This window comes from Scandinavium sp. UTDF21-P1B (assembly GCF_040750395.1).
GTDB lineage: Bacteria > Pseudomonadota > Gammaproteobacteria > Enterobacterales > Enterobacteriaceae > Scandinavium.
The window spans coordinates 82,677-97,904 of sequence record NZ_JBFLVD010000013.1; the positions used below are offsets into that span (position 1 = coordinate 82,677).

18 protein-coding genes are annotated in these 15,228 nt (G+C 52.4%); 7 read left to right on the forward strand and 11 right to left on the reverse strand.

Going from position 1 to position 15,228, the window contains the following annotated elements; genetic code table 11:
• Positions 1–128: 128 nt before the first annotated feature.
• Entirely contained in the window at positions 129–299 is a 171-nt protein-coding gene (locus AB1287_RS09940; RefSeq protein ID WP_435617660.1) for a YnfU family zinc-binding protein, read from the reverse strand.
• A gap of 75 nt (positions 300–374) precedes the next feature.
• Positions 375–587 (reverse strand): cold shock domain-containing protein, encoded by a 213-nt coding sequence (locus tag AB1287_RS09945; protein WP_435617661.1) that lies wholly within the window; start codon positions 585–587, stop codon positions 375–377.
• A 275-nt stretch (positions 588–862) separates the two neighbouring features.
• Between AB1287_RS09945 and AB1287_RS09950 the strand changes: the two genes are divergently transcribed.
• Positions 863–1,081 (forward strand): cold shock domain-containing protein, encoded by a 219-nt coding sequence (locus tag AB1287_RS09950; protein ID WP_312625091.1) that lies wholly within the window; start codon positions 863–865, stop codon positions 1,079–1,081.
• A gap of 692 nt (positions 1,082–1,773) precedes the next feature.
• On the opposite strand, the gene AB1287_RS09955 is transcribed toward AB1287_RS09950, so the two are convergent.
• Positions 1,774–2,733 (reverse strand): LysR family transcriptional regulator, encoded by a 960-nt coding sequence (locus AB1287_RS09955; protein ID WP_435617662.1) that lies wholly within the window; start codon positions 2,731–2,733, stop codon positions 1,774–1,776.
• A 128-nt stretch (positions 2,734–2,861) separates the two neighbouring features.
• Between AB1287_RS09955 and AB1287_RS09960 the strand changes: the two genes are divergently transcribed.
• Positions 2,862–3,614 carry a glucose 1-dehydrogenase gene (locus tag AB1287_RS09960; protein ID WP_435617663.1) on the forward strand — a complete coding sequence of 251 codons (753 nt, stop codon included), beginning with the start codon at positions 2,862–2,864 and terminating at the stop codon, positions 3,612–3,614.
• 235 nt (positions 3,615–3,849) lie between these two features.
• On the opposite strand, the gene AB1287_RS09965 is transcribed toward AB1287_RS09960, so the two are convergent.
• Positions 3,850–4,605 carry an SDR family NAD(P)-dependent oxidoreductase gene (locus AB1287_RS09965; protein ID WP_312625088.1) on the reverse strand — a complete coding sequence of 252 codons (756 nt, stop codon included), beginning with the start codon at positions 4,603–4,605 and terminating at the stop codon, positions 3,850–3,852.
• Between the two features lie 110 nt (positions 4,606–4,715).
• On the opposite strand from AB1287_RS09965, the gene AB1287_RS09970 reads away from it, so the two are divergent.
• Together AB1287_RS09970 and AB1287_RS09975 are read left to right on the forward strand one after the other, a co-directional pair.
• Entirely contained in the window at positions 4,716–5,387 is a 672-nt protein-coding gene (locus AB1287_RS09970; RefSeq protein WP_312625086.1) for a TetR/AcrR family transcriptional regulator, read from the forward strand.
• 133 nt (positions 5,388–5,520) lie between these two features.
• Positions 5,521–5,835, forward strand: a complete 315-nt coding sequence (locus AB1287_RS09975; protein ID WP_312625084.1) for a PTS sugar transporter subunit IIB — start codon at positions 5,521–5,523, stop codon at positions 5,833–5,835.
• Positions 5,836–6,002: 167 nt separating this feature from the next.
• Here AB1287_RS09975 and AB1287_RS09980 read toward each other — a convergent pair whose 3' ends face one another.
• Positions 6,003–6,401 carry a VOC family protein gene (locus AB1287_RS09980; RefSeq protein ID WP_312625082.1) on the reverse strand — a complete coding sequence of 133 codons (399 nt, stop codon included), beginning with the start codon at positions 6,399–6,401 and terminating at the stop codon, positions 6,003–6,005.
• Positions 6,402–6,490: 89 nt separating this feature from the next.
• On the opposite strand from AB1287_RS09980, the gene AB1287_RS09985 reads away from it, so the two are divergent.
• Entirely contained in the window at positions 6,491–7,210 is a 720-nt protein-coding gene (locus tag AB1287_RS09985; protein ID WP_435617664.1) for a helix-turn-helix transcriptional regulator, read from the forward strand.
• Positions 7,211–7,452: 242 nt separating this feature from the next.
• Here AB1287_RS09985 and ypfH read toward each other — a convergent pair whose 3' ends face one another.
• From ypfH to dapA, 6 genes are all read right to left on the reverse strand, one after another.
• Positions 7,453–8,148, reverse strand: a complete 696-nt coding sequence (gene ypfH, locus AB1287_RS09990; protein ID WP_435617665.1) for an esterase — start codon at positions 8,146–8,148, stop codon at positions 7,453–7,455.
• A gap of 78 nt (positions 8,149–8,226) precedes the next feature.
• Positions 8,227–10,227 carry a tRNA(Met) cytidine acetyltransferase TmcA gene (locus tag AB1287_RS09995; RefSeq protein WP_435617666.1) on the reverse strand — a complete coding sequence of 667 codons (2,001 nt, stop codon included), beginning with the start codon at positions 10,225–10,227 and terminating at the stop codon, positions 8,227–8,229.
• Positions 10,228–10,230: 3 nt separating this feature from the next.
• On the reverse strand, positions 10,231–11,115 hold the full coding sequence (gene ypfJ / locus AB1287_RS10000; RefSeq protein ID WP_312625077.1) for a KPN_02809 family neutral zinc metallopeptidase: 885 nt from the start codon (positions 11,113–11,115) through the stop codon (positions 10,231–10,233).
• Positions 11,116–11,242: 127 nt separating this feature from the next.
• On the reverse strand, positions 11,243–11,956 hold the full coding sequence (gene purC / locus AB1287_RS10005; RefSeq protein ID WP_312625076.1) for a phosphoribosylaminoimidazolesuccinocarboxamide synthase: 714 nt from the start codon (positions 11,954–11,956) through the stop codon (positions 11,243–11,245).
• 112 nt (positions 11,957–12,068) lie between these two features.
• Positions 12,069–13,100, reverse strand: a complete 1,032-nt coding sequence (bamC, locus tag AB1287_RS10010; protein WP_435617667.1) for an outer membrane protein assembly factor BamC — start codon at positions 13,098–13,100, stop codon at positions 12,069–12,071.
• A gap of 16 nt (positions 13,101–13,116) precedes the next feature.
• Positions 13,117–13,995 carry a 4-hydroxy-tetrahydrodipicolinate synthase gene (gene dapA / locus AB1287_RS10015; protein WP_312625073.1) on the reverse strand — a complete coding sequence of 293 codons (879 nt, stop codon included), beginning with the start codon at positions 13,993–13,995 and terminating at the stop codon, positions 13,117–13,119.
• A 153-nt stretch (positions 13,996–14,148) separates the two neighbouring features.
• Between dapA and AB1287_RS10020 the strand changes: the two genes are divergently transcribed.
• Positions 14,149–14,718, forward strand: a complete 570-nt coding sequence (locus AB1287_RS10020; RefSeq protein ID WP_312625071.1) for a glycine cleavage system transcriptional repressor — start codon at positions 14,149–14,151, stop codon at positions 14,716–14,718.
• Between the two features lie 2 nt (positions 14,719–14,720).
• Positions 14,721–15,191, forward strand: coding sequence for a thioredoxin-dependent thiol peroxidase (gene bcp / locus AB1287_RS10025; protein ID WP_435617668.1), 471 nt, complete (start codon positions 14,721–14,723; stop codon positions 15,189–15,191).
• Positions 15,192–15,228 lie beyond the last annotated feature (37 nt).

The window sequence follows — 15,228 nt, forward strand, 5'->3', positions numbered from 1 at the left end:
CAGGAGCAGTTGCGAAATCAGTTCAGAAACGTTCTCTCAGGATGGGCGTAAGGCATCAGGGATTTAACAGCTGCTGGAATTTAACTTAAGTATAGAATATGGGCTCTGTCTGCGGTTTATCGGTCGAACTAGCGTCGGGAGATAAACAGGGCCTTACACCCGGGGCAAAGCATGGCCTGATTGCGACGGATTTTTGATAGCGGTTGCGCTGATTTTAGGCCACAAACAGGGCAGACGGCAGTAGTGGTAGACGCACCGCTGAAGAGTTTCATTGCATAATCGATAATGGACATAATCATTAACCTTTCAATGAATGAGCTTCACCGTATCACATATGGTTAAGTTTTAATCTAATTATTTTGGTGCACTGAGATTCAGAAAATAGAGATATTTGCAGCCACAGGCACCCTGAGACTATCGATCCGACAAAATTCAATACGGCTTCCTGAGATGAGTAATTCTGAACCGCAGGCGTTAACGGCTGAAATGTGAAGCAGAACGTCTTTTCGGCCATCTGAAGCGGTAATGAGACATTTACCACTGGGAATACCACAACTTTTGATAATGCCAGCCAGTTTATGCAACAAGTCACTTTTTTAAAACAAACAAAGACCACACGCTGGATAATTTTTTGCCACTTTTAATTTTCCTGGCAGGACCTCCGGACGGCTAAAATATAATTTGCTTATTATGACTTCCCGTGCCTTAATGACCCCCATCAGTTCGATGTACAAACGAACGTAAAACATTTTCCGGGCAGTCCTCATTACCAGGCGTTATCGCTGATATCCCCTCCTTTTGAGTCCATACGTTTAATACTATACGTTTACTATCAATACAATCATGTGTGACAGGAGCCAGTATGACCTCAAGAGTTAAAGGCCTGGTAAAGTGGTTTAACGAAGATAAAGGTTTTGGTTTCATCTCTCCTCTTGATGGAAGCAAAGATGTTTTCGTTCATTTTTCTGCGCTTCACGGCGACAACTTCAAAACCTTATTTGAAGGGCAGAAAGTTGAATTCGCAATACACGGTGGTGACAAAGGCCCTGCTGCTACAAATGTAATACTTTGCGATAAATAAATATTTATGGGTCTGCGACAACGATGAAGGATTATTCCTGAGTAGACAGCCCCATAAATTAAACCAGAGAAAATCCGTTTATTCTTAATATCAGGCCAGCATATTTTTGCGCATGTATGAGTGTGCTGACCGATGTGGTGAAGTGCAGTCCTGCTGTATGAAAAGCCTGAAAAACGGTGAGGAAACACATCTTCGGATTATGTCCACAGATTTTCCTTCCTTAACCGGCGATCATGATGTTATTTAAGCAACTTCTGACAGGGAATTGACCTCAAAGGAAATACCTGATATTGCTAAAAACATTTATAGCATTTCATTATCCTCTCTGCCTCACGTTTAATTGTGTACTTACCTTATTTATCAGATGCGAACAAAAAATGAGTAACAAACCTTGACAGCCTGCTATTAGCAGGCTTTTTTTTTCTGACATATTAAAAATGTTTAATACTTACCCTGAAGATAAAATCATTCTTTGTGCGCTGAAAAAATACCGTATCTCACTCATCCCCTTCCTGCTATCTTCCCTTTTATGATGAATCCTCCTCAGCGGCAGGGCTAATTAACCTGATGACTCTTCTGCTGGAATATTCTTCATGTACAACTGAAGCTGTGAGTCATGGAGTTACCCAAAGGCTTAGCGGGAGGCACCCGGTAACATATGTATAAGGCCCTGCTGGCGAGTTCTCTATTGTTTAATCAGTAAGCTCAGCATCCACGCGAACTGTCTCAATCAATGCGTTAAGCGCTGCAGGCATCTGCCTGTGGCCCGGAAAATAAAGGTAAAAGCCGGGGACTGTAGGTGACCAGTCTGCCAGGACGCGAACCAGCCGGCCAGCAGCTACATGCTGCTGATTCTCTTCGCAATCAGGGGCATATACCAGACCTGTACCCCGCAGTGCGACATCAATCATCATGTCTACCGTGTCCAGTATCAGCGGGCCCTCTACCGATACCGCGACGCGCTTACCGTCTTTAGCAAATTCCCATCGATACAGGTTACCACTGGAGATTTCACGTCGGCCAATACATAAATGCATTTGTAAATCTTGCGGCGTCCGGGGCAAAGGGAAGCGGCGAAAATAATCGGGTGAGCCATATACTGCGGCGGTGAAGTCTTGTGTGACCCGCACTGCGTTCATGTCTTTCGGGATATCAGAACGCAGACGAATACCGGCATCAAAGCCCTCTTTGACGATATCCACAAAGCTATCGTTGAGAGAAATTTCCAGCGTTATATCGGGGAAGTCATGCGAAAACTGCTTAGAAATGGGCATAAAAACCATCTGGTACGCAATACGCGGAGAGTTGATCCGTAGGCTGCCATGGGGATGCTGGCGAAAGACGTTCACTTCTTCGACTGCCTCAGCGATTGTCGAAAAGGCGGGGGCAATTCTCTCAAGCAATGCCTTTCCGGCTGCGGTAGGCGAAACGGTACGGGTAGTGCGATTAAGCAATCTCACACCGAGCCGTTCTTCCAGTGCGCGCAAAGAATGGCTGAGTGTTGAGGCCGTCAGGTTAAGCCTCGCGGCTGCTCGTCGAAAGTTTCGCTCTTCGGCAACAGCCACAAAAGCTGTCAATTCACCCAGTTGATTAGTGCGCATATTAGCTATCCCATTGATGAATATTAGCCAGTAATACATGCGATAAAGCATGGCTTATCTTCAACAATAAAGCATCCTATAGTTATTTCTCAGCGTTCAGGTAACTCATCCATATTGACGCGGCTCGTACTGGCTGTACTGGGTGCGGCAACCTTCAGAAATATTGAGAACTAAGCACTATGAAAACGTTCAGCGATAAAGTTGCACTCGTTATTGGCGGCACCTCTGGTATTGGCCGGGCCACCGCGCTTGCATTTGCCCAGGAAGGGGCAAAGGTTGCCGTTGTGGGACGTCGGGAGGCCGAGGGCAAAGAAAGTGTCACACTCATCGAGCAGGCTGGGGGTAAAGGTCTTTTTGTACAGGCCGATCTTTCTGTCGAAGAACAGGTAGCGCTCTCAGTCACGCGAACCGTGGAGGTATTTGGGGGCTTACACTTCGCATTCAACAACGCAGGTGTATTTCTCCCGTCTGCTTCGATTACTGAAACCTCCGCTGATGACATCGACCGTACTCTGGCCGTCAATGTGCGCGGTACTGCACTTTGTATGAAGTACGAAATCCCCGCGATACTGAAAAGCGGTGGAGGAAGCATCGTTAATACCGCTTCGTTCCTGGGGCTCCGGGCCTTTCCGGGGTCAGCAATATACAACGCGAGTAAATTTGCCGTTATCGGGCTGACCAAATCAGCGGCGGTGGAGTTTGCTTCACAAGGAGTCCGGATCAATGCAGTGTGCCCGGGCGTGATTGACACGCCGATGAACGAGGCGATGCGAGCTGAAGAGAGTGGACGTAATTTTCTCAATGACCTGCAACCGATGAAACGAACCGGACGCCCCGAAGAGATTGCAAAGGCGATTCTTTACCTGTGCTCGTCAGGTGCCGGGTTTATCACAGGCACGACTCTTAGCGTTGATGGGGGAATCACGATCTAGAGGGTTTTAGAATCACATGATGCCATGATCACTTAATTCATATCGCATTGCTCAGCGCTACATTTTCCCTTTCGCCATCCTGGCGTAAATTCAGATGGTGCGGGTTTGGAACGAAAAGAAGACATTAGTCCCACGCACCCTTGGTACACCGGGCCCCGATAACATTGATACAATTTGGATATGAAGGGAACAGCCGCTCAGGCGGCTGGTATGTCCTTAAAGAAACAGAGAAGACTCAAGCGGTAAAGCCGCCGTTAACGTCGATCACTGAACCTGTTATTGAGCTCGCATCGGGTCCGGCAAGAAATACGATTGCGGCGGCGACTTCTTCAACCGTTACATAGCGCCTGATGGCATGTGACTCCATAATGATAGGTGGCAGCTTATCCTTCGATTCTGACGCCATATCCGTATCCATAAGCCCCGCCTGGACCACATTAACCGTAATACCGCGGGCCCCGAGATCGCGTGCTGCTCCCTTGCTGTAGGCGACAATTGCCGCTTTGCTGGCGGCGTAATCGGTCGTACCGGGAAAAGCAACACGGGTCCCGAGACCAGACCCAACCGAAATAATACGTCCACCTTCCGGCAGAACCTTTACCGCAGCACGAATGTTGGCGATGACGCCCATCGTATTAATCGCCCACTGACGATCCATTGCCGCATTGTCGATGTCAGGAGCGTCTATGTTCTTTCCCTGCAAAGCAACGGCTGCGTTATTGACAAGAATATCCAGTTTTCCAAGTTTTTCTTTAACTTCACGGATTAACAATTCAGCACCATCAGGATCGCCCTGGTCGGTTTTTATCGCGATTGCACGTACGCCTTTGTTAACGAGAGCAGAGACAACACTAAACGCTTTTTCTTCGGAAGCGACATAGGTGATAGCGACATCCGCCCCTTGCTCTGCCAGCGCCGCAGCAGTAGCGGCACCAAGCCCACGGGAACCGCCAGTAACGAGGGCAACTTTTCCAGAAAGATTCTTGTTCATTTGGATACCTTGTTGTTGAAATTCAGGTTGGAGCCCGGTTAATACGCGACTCATTAAGCGCATAGCAAATACAATACCGATCGATATCATACCGAACGGTATTTTATTGCATGTGCATCGTCAAGCGTTTTATACTGATCGTTATTGAAATTTGGCGAAGGCTTAAAATGGGACGACATAAACAATTTGATGAAGGTGAAGCTCTGGAAGCTGCGCTCTCTGTCTTCTGGCAAAAAGGTTATGAAGGCACCTCATTTCAGGATTTAACTCGCGCGACGGGTGTAGCACGTCCCGGTCTGTACGCAGCATTCGGTAACAAGGAAGCCTTTTTCAGGAAGGCACTTGATCTCTATGAAAGCAAATACATGGGATATATGTCGAAGGCGCTCGATGAACCGACGTCCCGCCAGGTTGTAGAAGGTATCCTGAGAGGCTCCGCCTTCCTTCAGACCACAAATGCGGCTCATCCTGGTTGCCTGGGCATAAACGGTGCACTGGCGTGTTCTGAAGATGCAGAACCCATTCGTCTTGAACTTATTAAACGCCGTGCAAAATTTCAGCTGGCGTTACAAAAACGCTTCGACAAGGCCCGCCTTGAGGGAGATTTGCCCGAGTCGATTGACTGCACAACGCTCGCCTCCTTTGTGATGGCAATTGCGCAAGGCATGGCCGTGCAGGCTAAAGCAGGCGCATCAAGAAAAGCGCTTATCGGGTTAATTAAACATACTCTCTTTACATGGCCTTCTGCTGCGAATGAATGCCAGAAGAACCAAAACGGTTAAACCAACGTCCGCTTCAGGCTTAGCGCCCGGCAGGGGAACAACGACTATGGTTTTGTCACACAACTATGAGGTAGACCTCACTTTATAAGCTTTGCGAGTCATATCCTGTGAGTAATTCTCAGGAGGTAAACACATGAAAAAGCTTCTGATATGTTGTTTGTTTGGAAACACAGCAAATTCTCTCGCCAAAAAGATGCAGCTGCTGGCGGAAAAAAAGGGCCACCCACTCATTGTTGGTGCGGTGGGTCTGGAAAATTTTGCCAGCGTGGCTCCCGCTTTCGACGGATTTCTTGTCGCACCGCATATTCAATATAAGCTCGCTGAAATTGAAGACATTGTTGGAAACTCTCGTTCAATTGCCATTATTGAAAGTCTGCCCTATGCATCACTCGACGCGGAAAAAGTTTTAGCGTTTGTGATGGCACAAATGCCTGAACTGGTCGCCTGACAGCGAAGGCCGCATCTTTTGTGCGGCCTCCTTTCTTCTGCTATAAGCGAAAAGCTGACATTGGTGCGGAGCATAGAGCAGCAATGGCTTTTAGCACATAATAAAGCCATTGCTGATGGTTACCGTTGACCCGTATTGTAAAATTCAAGCCTGAGTGAGCATTATATTCATCGATTAAAACGACTGATGGCAATATCCGTTACTGGCGTGAAGAAGGACACCAACGTTCCTTCAGGATCGCGAATCTGCATTGTTCTGTTTCCCCAAGGCATATTTTTGGGTTCATGAACAAATTCCAGACTGTATTCTTTTAATCTAATGAATGCCTTATCAACATCCTTGACCATAAATTCAAGAATTGCTGAGTGGTTGGACGCAGGCCGGGCGCAACCTTCTTTAAATAAAGCAACGGTTTCTTCGCTCCCAATGGCTATTACTGCCGTAGGCGTTATGATTTCAGCAAACACCGGTGCCAGCCATTCAGCCTGATATCCTGTTATTAATTCATAAAAATTAACAACTTTGTTGATATCTTGTACGATAAGTCGTATTGATACTAATTTCACAGACTACTCCTTATTGCTGCGAGAAGTGCAGCATTCGGGAGAATCATCACTCAGGTCTGCTGACAACGTGGTGGCAACAGGTAAAAAAAATGAGGCGGGCAGACCGACTTTTCCAGATCATTCAGATACTCAGACGGACAAAACTCCCGGTCACGGCGGCCAGGCTGGCTGATGAGCTCGAGGTATCTAAACGCACCGTATATCGGGATCTTGCTGATTTGGCAGGACAGCGGGTTCCGGTTGAAGGTGAGGCCGGGTCCGGCTACAGACTCAGTGAATATTATGATTTTCCCCCTTTAATGTTCACCCCGGATGAACTTGATGCCTTATTGCTCGGCGTTGAACTGGTACAACGCCTGCCGGATGCCACACTTGTCAACAACGCAAAGGATGTATTATCAAAAATATCATCAGTGATTCCGGGTAAGTTGCAGAGTGTTTTAAACCCATCGGCGGTTGCTTTAAAACCCGAAGAGCCGATCGCAACGAAAACTGACACCCGCCAGATCAGAGCCGCAATCCGTGACGGTAGAAAACTGTTGATCGAGTACCGTTCCGCTGATGGAACTCTCTCCAAAAGAGTTGTCTGGCCGATCGTACTTGGCTATGACCAGACTCATTGTCTCCTCATCGCCTGGTGTGAAAAAAAAGAGAGTTTTAGACATTTTCGTGCCGATCGCCTGGTCAGTCTTTTATTATTAAATGAATTTATAGACACTGACAGAAAAGTACTCAGATCGAGATGGGAAGAATGGCGAGAAGCAGAGTTATTACGACTCAGAGAAATAAAACTTTTAAGGGGATTATAATAATAGGCTCCCCTGCATCGCTTATTGAGGTTGGCTGTATCAAACGTATCAGGCTCACAGTTTAGTCTTTTCGTTAGCTCCTCAGGTTTTTACTGGCTGTCTTGTTGATTCTTTGATTTTAAAATTCTCAACGTCCGCGTTTGGCACAAATCACCAGCCATACTGCAAACGAAGAATCCCTCTCAAAAAAACGCCCCGACACCAAAGTATCGGGGCGTTTTTGCTTAATAAAGGCGACAGAGCTACATCAGCTCAATAATATCGTCATCCTGAGGCTTACTGCCGCTCAGCGCTTCGTCGAAGTAGTGCTTCGGCACGGTGAAGCGCAGATGGTCGAGCGCGAACTGCATACTACGGTCGTCGATGGCATGGCCGAGTTCGTCAACAATATCCAGGGTGACGTCACCGCCTGCCTGCATCAGCGCTTCCTGGGCCGATACTGCGTACGCCAGATCAATCACGCTATCCTCGCCGCCGTGAATCAGATGCACGGTGGTGGCGGTACTGGCTTTCGTCGGCAGCGTGGCAAAACGCCCATTGAAAGCGATAATGCGTGACGCCAGGCCAGGTGCCGCTTTGGTGCTTTCCAGCGCCATGATCGAACCTTGCGAGAAACCAATCAGCGCGGTAGCCTGCGGGCCGACGCCGCTCTCTTTTTGCCAGAAGCGCACCGTTTCGATAAACGTCGGCATGATAGCGTCGATGCGCTGCTGGCGGTTTTCCTCCGTCACGCCCTGCACGGAAAACCACTGTCTGCCCGTTGGGCCACAGGGCTCCACGCCGCCGATGCTGACGATCAGCGACTCCGGAAACAGCGGCGCAAACCAGCTGCCAATCTGCCCCATCGCCACCGGGTTATCACCCACGCCATGAAACAGCAGCAGCAATTGTTTCGCCGGGGCTGAAGGGCTCTGGACAACAAAATGGTCGTGTTTCATGGCTTTCTCCTTAATCTGTTGCCGGGGAGTCTACGCCGTTGGGCGGCAATGACCATGACATTAAACTGAATGACTCAGTTAAAAAAATTGCAGGTTTTTGACCTTCTCCGCCAACCGCTGAGTGCGCTGCGGATCGAGCGCCGTCAGCGCATCCGCCGCCTCTTCGCGTAGCCGCGCGAGGAAGGCCTTACGTCCGCCATGAGCCTGTGCGGCTGGGTTGTGCGGCTGAAGTGCGCTACGCAGCGCAGGCAACGGTATCACCACCGTGGCAACAAGCCGGTTCAGGCTCCCCACTGCCGCCATCAGCGGACGATGGGCGAAGGCGAATCCGGCCAGCTCCTGCCAGTCATCCTCTGTAAGAATAGCCTCTGACGGCGGACTCACCGTCAGCGTATCCTCATCGCGCCAGGATGCCAGCCAGGCTCCGTCTCGCACGAAGCGTTGCTGTTCGCGCTCAGCCAGCGCCTCACCCGCCGCATTCAGTGGATAAATTGCCATGGCGGTATAGCAGCCGCTGCTGGCTTCACGATGGGTGCCAAGCCGCACCAGCCGGAAGCCGCACTTCTGCCAGAAGCGCCACAGCTCGTTGGTAAAGCCAAAGCTCACCGACAGATAATCGCAGCCGTCCGCGCTGACGATAGCCTCTTCAATCATTCGCTGTCCGATGCCCTGCCGCTGGCGCTGCGGGTGAATGGCGATACGGCTGATACGTCGGCTTTTCAGCATGGCCGCCTGCGGGCTGCCGCCGTGAGCCGCCAGAGACTGCGCCACGAGGTTGCCGCGCGGGCGGCGAAACCCTGCCCAGACGGCCTCGCTCAGCCCCACGCTCAGGCCGCCTTCGTCGACGAGCCACAGAGCACCGACCAGGTCGTGCCTCTCCTGCGCGCTGACAAAGTGCTGACCGGGCGCGTCCATCATTCGCCGTAGATCCAGCGGCGAAGTGCGGTAATGCGCGGCGGATAACAGGCGGTACATCGACGCAGGTAAATCAGGGTCCTGTTGCCAGGCATTCTGTTCGACCCGCTTCAGGGATAGCGGCTCGGGTGGCGATAACGCGGGCAGTGCGTCATCAAAGAGCAAAGCCCGGGCGACGAAGTTCTCCAGCGGGCAGCCACTGGCCCAGCGCACTGGCTGGCTCAGGGAATAAGATGCCAGCTGCGAAAATCGCGCACAAAATTTGAGTAAGAACCCCCGGCCAGTGCCTTCGTAGCCCTGAACCGTTGTCGTTAACAGCGTTCGGGGGAACCGGTTAACCAGCTTTTCCAGCAGTGGGCCGGGAAGGGCAGCGGCTTCGTCGACAATCAGCCAGTCGGCCTGTTCTGCTGACGCGAGCAGCGCATCGGGTGCCATAAAACGAAAGCGTTCCCCGGCGAAGTGAGCGAGTACATCGGTGGCCGCTTTCGCCGGAGCGGTAACAATAGCGGTGCCCGCCAGCGCACGCAAATGCATTCCTGCCAGTGCAGATTTACCGCGACCGCGTTCTGCGGTCACCACCGCCACGCCCGGCGGCGACTTCACGAGAGCCGCCAGAATGCGCGCCTGTTCCGCCTGCGGCTCCCCGTTAGCAGCGTGCCACAATGGTCTGGAGGTAAATTCGGGCAGCGTGAAAGGTTGATGCTGTTGCCAGATAATGGCTTCAGCATCGTTTTGCAGCGTATGACAGAAATGATGAATAAAGTGCGGCGTGGGGATCGGCTCGGCGCTGTCGCTCCAGCGAACGGAATCGGCATCCACTCGCTCATGCCAGCGGCTTAAATCGGGAGCCAGCAGGACCAGCCAGCTTCCGGCCTTAAGCGTTCCGGCCAGTGCGGCAAAGGCAGCGACGTCAAATCCTGCGCGGGCATCGAAAAAGGCATGTTCGAATTCACGTCCAAGCAGCGTCCTGAGCGCCTGAGGCGCACACCAGGGCTCGGGCTGCGTCTGCGGGCTGACAAACAGGCCATCTCCACCAAGATTGATTCTCAGCCACAGCACCTGCTGTTCAGCCCACCCCTCTTCGCCGCTCAGCACCAGCAGGCGGCGAATGCCCTGCTCCTTCATGCTCGCGGTTAACGCGAAAATGGCTTCCCTGTCGTTCATCAATCAGTTCAGCGCGGTTTTACCGAAGGTGTTGCACTGAGACGGGTCACCGCTGTCAAAACCGCGTTTGAACCAGGTGTAGCGCTGCTGGGACGTGCCGTGAGTGAAGCTGTCCGGCACCACGCGGCCCTGACTCTGCTGCTGCAAACGGTCGTCGCCAATCGCCTCGGCGGCGTTCAGCGCTTCCTGAACGTCACCTGCTTCCAGCACGCCCTGCTGCTGCATGCTGTGGCCCCAGACGCCCGCGAAGCAGTCGGCCTGCAGCTCCATTTTTACCGACAGCTGATTGACCTGAGTCTGGGAAGCATTCTGCTGCATCTGGCGCACTTTTGGCTCGATGCCCAGCAGCTTCTGCACGTGGTGACCGACTTCATGAGCAATCACGTAACCCTGGGCGAAATCGCCATCGGCCCCGAGCTTGCTTTTCATGTCATCGTAGAAGGAGAGATCGATATAGACAGTGCTGTCTGCCGGGCAGTAGAACGGCCCCATTACGGACTGGCCGGTGCCGCAGCCTGTACGAGTTGCACCCCGGTACATCACCAGTTTGGGCTGCTGATACTGACGGCCCATTTTCTGGAAAATCTGCCCCCAGGTATCTTCAGTGGTAGCGAGAATCACGGAGGTGAATTTGGCGGCTTCATCATCGTTCGGGCTGATAGAACGCGGGGTGCTCTGCTGCTGCACCATTGGCTGACCGGTCAGCATGCCGGTGAGATCCACGCCGTAATAGCCCGCGACCACCACCACGATCAACAGAATAATACCGCCTTTACCGCTCGGCAGACGAAAACCGCCGCGCCCGCCGCCCATCATCGGCGGCATCCCGCCGGAATCGTTTCGCCTGTCTTCCACATTGTCGCTTTCGCGACGACCTTGCCAACGCATAACAACCTCTGAACGTTATGTTTCTGATAGATTGATCGTAGGCGGTTAAGCGTGGAATTACCATAGTAAACAAGCCAGATAGCAAAAGAGGATGCACAGCATCCTCTTTAATCAGAAGGGGTTAGCCTTAATCCAGGTTCACGCCCAGACGACGCGCAACTTCTTCGTAGGCTTCAATCAGGCCGCCAAGGCTCTGACGGAAACGGTCTTTATCCATTTTATTCATGGTGTTTTTATCCCACAGGCGGCTGCCGTCCGGGGAAAATTCGTCCCCCAGCACCACTTTGCCGTGGAACAGGCCGAACTCCAGTTTAAAGTCGACAAGGATAAGACCGGCGTCGTCGAACAGCTTTTTCAGCACGTCGTTGGCTTTGTAAGTCAGCTCGCGCATGGTCGCCAGATTTTCTTTACTAACCCAACCGAAAGTTTCGCAGTAGGACTCATTGACCATCGGATCGTGCATCGCATCGTTTTTCAGGAACAGGTCGAACAGCGGCGGGTTCAGCTCAATGCCCTCTTCAATACCCAGGCGCTTCACCAAAGAGCCTGCCGCACGGTTACGCACCACGCACTCCACCGGGACCATCTCCAGCTTTTTCACCAGACACTCGGTATCAGACAGCAACTGCTCCATCTGAGTTGGGATTCCCGCTTCCTGCAGCTTGCTCATAATGAAATGGTTGAACTTGTTGTTCACCATGCCTTTACGGTCGAACTGTTCAATACGCGCTCCGTCACCTGCTGACGTATCGTTGCGGAATTCGAGCACCAACAGGTCCGGGTTTTCCGTGCTGTAAACGGTTTTCGCTTTGCCGCGATACAACTCAGCTTGCTTTTGCATCTTTCAATACTCCGGTCAGGAAAATGAACAAAAAATCAGGTTTTCTGCGCTACGCACACGTTTGCGTATCATATCAGAAAAAAGGGCTGGTTTGCGCCAGCCCTTTAAAATCTTACTTAAATGCCGCCTGGAACACCGCCACCAGCGCGTCGTTCTGCGACTGGGTCAGGGTATGTCCTTTCGGATCGATGAACTGCATGCTGCTACGGTTATCGAGGTCGCCAACCTGCAGCTTGTAGTCGCCGGAAACGAGGCTCGGATCCTTCACGCCAAGGTCGCTCCAGCCGCTGTCGGAAAGCGGTTTGTAGGTGACGGCCACGCTACCGGTGGAACGGGTGCTGTCGGTCACTTTCATGCCCACTTTTTCAAGCGTTGCCGGGAGTTTTTGCCACACCAGGTTGAACGGACCGCGTACGACCAGCATTGGCAGCCCGGTGTCGTCCGCTGCGCTCTGCACATCGAAAGAGGCACCTTCACGGCTCTGCGCAGCGTTCTGCGCCGTGGTGGCATTCTTATCCAGACCCGCAGAAATCACGTTCAGCATTTCCGCGCTGTAGCGCTGCATGGACGCGGCATCGGCAACAGGCTTACCAGCCTGCTCAAGATTCAGCAGCTTCACCACGACGGCCTGTTGATAGCCCTGAGGCTTCACTGAAACCTGATAGCGACCGCGGTACTGCTGATCTTCGTCCAGACGGTTCCACTGCACCCAGTCGGTAGTCAGGGACTGCGAGGCGTCGTCGCGCTTGTCGATGGTGTAGTTTTGGCCCTGAATGATGCTCACAACCTGCGGCCACAGGTTGCCGCTACGGCCGCTTTCAACCAGCAGCTGTGCGGTATCCCCCGTAAACTGGGTACGCGCCCCAGAAACCAGCGCTAACGGCTGTGCAGGTGGACGAATATCCAGCGCTTTCCCCGTGGCACCGTCGCCGCGGGCAACCGGGATGTTGTAGTCGCCGTTCTGGATCGGCAGGATCATCCCGGCAGGCGCATGAAGTTCAGAAAGCGGCGCCGCTTCCAGGTAGGATTCATCACCGCTCACCTGGCGCTTGTAGCGCGAATCGGAACTGCAGGCTGCGAGAAGCAGAACAAGCGAAACACCCGCAACTTTTGCCAGCTGCGACTTCTGTACTGAGTAAGCCATCAAATCTCCCTAAACTTTACAGCAAACCGGCATGCTTCAGCGCGGATGCCACCACGTCACGGCCATGGGCGGTGATCGGGGTCATTGGCAGGCGCAGCGTATCGGTCGCCACAAGACCCAACTCCATACAGGCCCATTTCACCGGGATAGGATTGGGTTCGACAAATAATTTATTATGCAACGGCATCAGACGCTGGTTAATCGCACGGGCTTCAGTAAAGCGCCCCTCGGCGGCCAGTTTACACATTTCTGCCATCTCGCGCGCGGCAACGTTGGTGGTGACGGAAATGACGCCGTTGCCGCCAAGCTGCATAAAGTCCAGCGCGGTAGCGTCGTCGCCGCTCAGCAGAATGAAGTCATCTGAAACCAGCTCTTTGATCTGGTGAACGCGACTTAAGTTCCCCGTGGCTTCCTTAATACCGATAATATTTTTGATTTCGGCAAGACGGCCCACGGTTTCCGGCAGCATATCGCAGCCGGTACGGGACGGCACATTATACAGAATTTGTGGCAAATCAGTATGTTCGGCAATCGCTTTGAAGTGCTGGAACAGCCCCTCCTGAGTCGGGCGATTGTAGTAAGGCGTGACGGTCAGACAACCGACAATACCGCTGTTATTGAAGCGCTGGGTCAGGCTGATTGCTTCGGCGGTGGCGTTAGCGCCCGTACCGGCAATGATCGGGATGCGGCCATCGGCGAGCTCCACGGTCATCAACACCACGTCACCGTGCTCATCGTGGCTCAGGGTGGCGGATTCACCGGTAGTCCCTACCGACACAATCGCCGAGGTTCCGTTGGCGACATGATAATCAATCAGTTTTTTCAGGCTGGAGCGGTCGACCTGACCTTTTTCATCCATCGGCGTGACAAGCGCTACAATACTTCCCGTGAACATGGGCCATCCTCGGTGCGGGTGCGGACAAGAGCCTCAATGGTACGTTTGGTCTTGTTATAAAAGCAAGAGAGCGGAGGCACTCAGGATGTTGTATGCCGGTTTTTTTTATGCTTTCCTAGTCACAACCTCCCCTTTTCACAGGAAGAACAAGGTTTGACAGCCTCCCTGCATCACTATCTGGTGATTACCGCCCTGGGTGCCGACCGCCCCGGCATTGTGAACACCATCACCCGTCACGTCAGTAGCTGCGGCTGTAATATTGAGGACAGCAGGCTGGCGATGCTCGGCGATGAATTTACGTTTATTATGCTGCTCTCCGGCTCCTGGAACGCCATCACCCTGATTGAGTCCACGCTGCCGTTGAAAGGGGCGGAGCTGGATTTGCTCATTGTGATGAAGCGTACCCTGGCACAGCCACGCCCGGCGCAGCCGTCAACCGTCTGGCTTCAGGTAGAAGTGCCTGATTCACCGCATATTATCGAGCGTTTTACCGGCCTGCTGGACGCCCATGAAATGAACATCGCCGAGCTGGTTTCCCGCACGCAGCCGGGCGATAACGCCTCTTCGCCGCAGCTGTTTATTCAGGTGACGGCACACAGTCCGGCGTCGCAAAATGCGGCGAAGATCGAACAAGCGTTTAAAGACCTGTGTACAGAACTGAAAGCGCAAGGCAGTATAAACATCGTCAATTATTCACAGCATGATGAACAAGATGGAGTTTAGTAATGACCCCACTGAAAGCCGGTGACATCGCACCGAAATTTAGCTTGCCCGATCAAGACGGTGAGCAAGTAAATTTGACCGACTTCCAGGGACAGCGTGTTCTGGTTTATTTCTACCCGAAAGCCATGACCCCGGGCTGTACCGTACAGGCCTGCGGCTTGCGCGACAATATGGATGAGTTAAAGAAAGCGGGCGTTGAAGTGCTGGGTATCAGCACCGACAAACCGGAAAAGCTCTCCCGTTTCGCCGAAAAAGAGCTGCTGAATTTCACCCTGCTCTCTGACGAAGACCACCAGGTCTGCGAACAGTTTGGCATCTGGGGCGAGAAATCCTTCATGGGTAAAACCTACGACGGCATTCACCGCATCAGTTTCCTTATCGACGGCGACGGCAAAGTCCAGCACGTCTTCGATGATTTCAAAACCAGCAATCACCACGATGTGGTATTGAACTGGCTGAAAGAGAACAGCTGACATCTCCTCATAAAGCTAAAGGCCCGCAAATTTTGCG

Excerpts from the sequence above, each read along its gene's own strand:
- AB1287_RS09940 (WP_435617660.1), bottom strand. The coding sequence starts at position 299 with ATGATTATGTCCATTATCGATTATGCAATGAAACTCTTCAGCGGTGCG.
- AB1287_RS09950 (WP_312625091.1), top strand. The coding sequence starts at position 863 with ATGACCTCAAGAGTTAAAGGCCTGGTAAAGTGGTTTAACGAAGATAAA.
- AB1287_RS09955 (WP_435617662.1), bottom strand. The coding sequence starts at position 2,733 with ATGCTTTATCGCATGTATTACTGGCTAATATTCATCAATGGGATAGCT.
- AB1287_RS09960 (WP_435617663.1), top strand. The coding sequence starts at position 2,862 with ATGAAAACGTTCAGCGATAAAGTTGCACTCGTTATTGGCGGCACCTCT.
- AB1287_RS09965 (WP_312625088.1), bottom strand. The coding sequence starts at position 4,605 with ATGAACAAGAATCTTTCTGGAAAAGTTGCCCTCGTTACTGGCGGTTCC.
- AB1287_RS09970 (WP_312625086.1), top strand. The coding sequence starts at position 4,716 with ATGTGCATCGTCAAGCGTTTTATACTGATCGTTATTGAAATTTGGCGA.
- AB1287_RS09975 (WP_312625084.1), top strand. The coding sequence starts at position 5,521 with ATGAAAAAGCTTCTGATATGTTGTTTGTTTGGAAACACAGCAAATTCT.
- AB1287_RS09985 (WP_435617664.1), top strand. The coding sequence starts at position 6,491 with ATGAGGCGGGCAGACCGACTTTTCCAGATCATTCAGATACTCAGACGG.
- ypfH (WP_435617665.1), bottom strand. The coding sequence starts at position 8,148 with ATGAAACACGACCATTTTGTTGTCCAGAGCCCTTCAGCCCCGGCGAAA.
- AB1287_RS09995 (WP_435617666.1), bottom strand. The coding sequence starts at position 10,227 with ATGAACGACAGGGAAGCCATTTTCGCGTTAACCGCGAGCATGAAGGAG.
- ypfJ (WP_312625077.1), bottom strand. The coding sequence starts at position 11,115 with ATGCGTTGGCAAGGTCGTCGCGAAAGCGACAATGTGGAAGACAGGCGA.
- purC (WP_312625076.1), bottom strand. The coding sequence starts at position 11,956 with ATGCAAAAGCAAGCTGAGTTGTATCGCGGCAAAGCGAAAACCGTTTAC.
- bamC (WP_435617667.1), bottom strand. The coding sequence starts at position 13,100 with ATGGCTTACTCAGTACAGAAGTCGCAGCTGGCAAAAGTTGCGGGTGTT.
- dapA (WP_312625073.1), bottom strand. The coding sequence starts at position 13,995 with ATGTTCACGGGAAGTATTGTAGCGCTTGTCACGCCGATGGATGAAAAA.
- bcp (WP_435617668.1), top strand. The coding sequence starts at position 14,721 with ATGACCCCACTGAAAGCCGGTGACATCGCACCGAAATTTAGCTTGCCC.